The sequence below is a fragment of the Caulobacter sp. HMWF025 genome (genome assembly GCF_003060965.1).
Lineage (GTDB): Bacteria > Pseudomonadota > Alphaproteobacteria > Caulobacterales > Caulobacteraceae > Caulobacter.
Genome location: NZ_QAII01000093.1, coordinates 1 through 2,512, shown reverse-complemented (window position 1 = coordinate 2,512; position 2,512 = coordinate 1). Strand labels below are relative to the sequence as shown.

Here is a 2,512-nt window from a genome sequence, read left to right as displayed (position 1 = left end):
CCCCTGGTTCCGCTGACACGTGAAGCGCCTTGGCGCGCCAGCGCGCCACCCAGCCGCCCCTGCGGCGGATGGAGGGGCGCAAAGAAAATGCATTCGGTTTCCCATCTCTTTGGGACCGATTTTTCACTCGGCACCGGAAACGCCTGATTTCTGTTGGCTTTCCAATTGTTCTATTCAGGAACCGGAATGCCCATCGATCAGCCCTGATGCTAGCCAACTCTCGAAATGCTCCCCGCCGTCTAGCCCTTCGTGTAACTGGAGCTCTGGGACGCAGTCGCGGCTTCGATCGATGATGCGGGCGGCTTAGGAGGCTTCAGGTCTCGACGGGATAGCCGCTCTCGCGCCAGGTCTTCATGCCGCCGTCCAGGGCGGTGGCGCGCATGAAGCCAAGGCCGCGAAGCGTCGCCGCCGCGAGCGTGGAGATCTTGCCGAACTCGCAGTAGGTGACGATGCGCAGCGTCGGATCCGGGATCTCGTCATTGACCCGCAGCTCCAGCTGGCCGCGCGGCAGGTGGTGAGCGCCCGGAATATGGCCGGCCTTAAAGGCGCCCTCCTCGCGCACATCCAGCACCAGCAGGTCGTTGGGCCGCCCGGCCAGCCGTCGGCTCAGTTCGTCCAGTCCGATATGGGGCACCTCGGCCGCCGCTTCGGCCAACAGCTGGCCGACCGTCTTGCCGCCGGTCATGTTGGTGCGCAGCGCCTCGGTCATGTGGGTCGGCGCCGCCAGATTCAGATCGCGCATCATCTGGATGAACGCCTCACGCTCGCGCTTCTGCAGCCGGGGATTGTCCGCGATCTCGGCGCCCAGGGTGGAGTGTGATCGCCCCTTGTAGTCGTGCGCAGGATAGACCAGCAGCGCGGGATCCAGTGTGAGCAGCTTGCCAAACAGGCTGTCGTACAGCTGATCCGGATCGCCGGTCGGCAGGTCCGTCCGGCCCGTGCCGCCGATCAGCAGAGTGTCGCCCGTGAATACGCGATCCCCGACGATCAGACACATCGAGTCCCGCGTATGGCCCGGCGTATGCAGCGCCTGGATGCGCAGATTGCCGACGATCAGCATTTCACCATCGTCCAGGCGACGGCCAGCGTGCGGCGCGGGGCTGGCGACATGCATGACCGTGGGCGCGCCCAGCAGTTGGCTCATCTGCTGGGCGGCCGAAAAGTGATCCGCATGGGTGTGGGTATCGATGATGAAGCGGATCTGCAGGCCATATCGGGTGGCCAGGGCCCGGTAGCGATCAATCTGGCTGATCTCGGGATCGATCACCACGGCACCCAGCGTATCGGGACAACCGACCAGATAGGACAGGCAGCCGCCCGTGACGACTTGTTCGAACAGCATGGCGGCTCCCCCTTTGCCCTAGTCTAAACGCGAACGCCCTGCGCCGTCAGCCCTTCGGCTGGGCCACGACCCGGAGGTAGGGCTTCAGGGTCTTCCAGCCATCCGGATACTTCGCCTTGGCCTGCTCGTCGGTGACCGACGGCGGAATGATGACGTCCTGGCCCGGACGCCAGTTCACCGGAGTGGCCACGGTGTGCTTGGCGGTCAGTTGGCAGGAGTCGAGCAGCCGCAGCACCTCGTCGAAATTGCGCCCCGAGGTCATCGGGTAGATCAGCATCGCCTTGATCTTCTTGTCGGGGCCGATGATGAACACCGCGCGCACCGTGGCGTTGTCCGCAGCCGTTCGACCTTCCAACGTGGTTCCAGCCCCTTCCGGCAGCATGTCGTACAGCGTCGCGACGTTCAGGTCGGTGTCGCCGATCATTGGAAAATTGACCGCGTGGCCTTGGGTTTCCTCGATATCGGCCGCCCAGCGCGCGTGGTTATCCACAGGATCAACGCTGAGGCCAATGACCTTGGTGTTACGCGCGTCGAACTCCGGCTTCAGGGCGGCCATGTAGCCCAACTCGGTGGTGCAGACCGGGGTGAAGTCCTTGGGATGGGAAAACAGGATGGCCCAGCCATCGCCAATCCAGTCGTGGAAGTCGATCACGCCCTGCGTGGTCTGCGCCGTGAAGTTCGGGGCTTCGGAATTGATCCGCAAGGTCATCGACTCTGTTTCCGTTCCAGATGGACTATGCGGGGTTGTCCTATACCTGTTTCCCGGTCCGCCGCCTAGTTACTCGCGTTAAACTAGGCGCTCGCCTCCAAATGATCGGAGGTGGTGATTGGCCTGGAAGCCTCCAGGGCGAATATCGCCGCAGGTAATGGCTAGTCCTCGTCGTGGTTCTCAGCGTTCTGCACCGGTTAAGCGATCACCGGCTGGTCCTTGCGCTTCAAGAACCGCAAGGCGCTGTGGGTGCTGTCAAAACAGGGACACGTACCCTCTATCGCTAAACGAAAAATCGTCCGTCGATAAAGATCGCCCCCTCAACACCCCCAAGACAAGCATCCCTCGGGATGCTCCCCCGCCCTGAAACCCTTCGTGGAATTGGAGCTCACGTCCAAGGTTTTAAGGCGCTGTGTCGGGCTGCGCGCGCCAAATCCCTCTCCTTCTGGGCGAGGGAAAGG

The 2,512-nt window shown here is 62.9% G+C and carries 2 protein-coding genes; both read right to left on the bottom strand.

Features of this window, described 5'->3' with window-relative positions; translation table 11 throughout:
- Positions 1-313: 313 nt before the first annotated feature.
- Positions 314-1,342: an MBL fold metallo-hydrolase gene (locus DBR10_RS10520; RefSeq protein WP_108504332.1), complete on the bottom strand. Its 1,029-nt coding sequence runs from the start codon at positions 1,340-1,342 to the stop codon at positions 314-316.
- 46 nt (positions 1,343-1,388) lie between these two features.
- The gene (locus DBR10_RS10515) at positions 1,389-2,051 is read right to left on the bottom strand and encodes a peroxiredoxin (RefSeq protein ID WP_108504331.1); all 663 of its coding nucleotides are present in this window, start codon (positions 2,049-2,051) and stop codon (positions 1,389-1,391) included.
- Between the last annotated feature and the right edge of the window lie 461 nt (positions 2,052-2,512).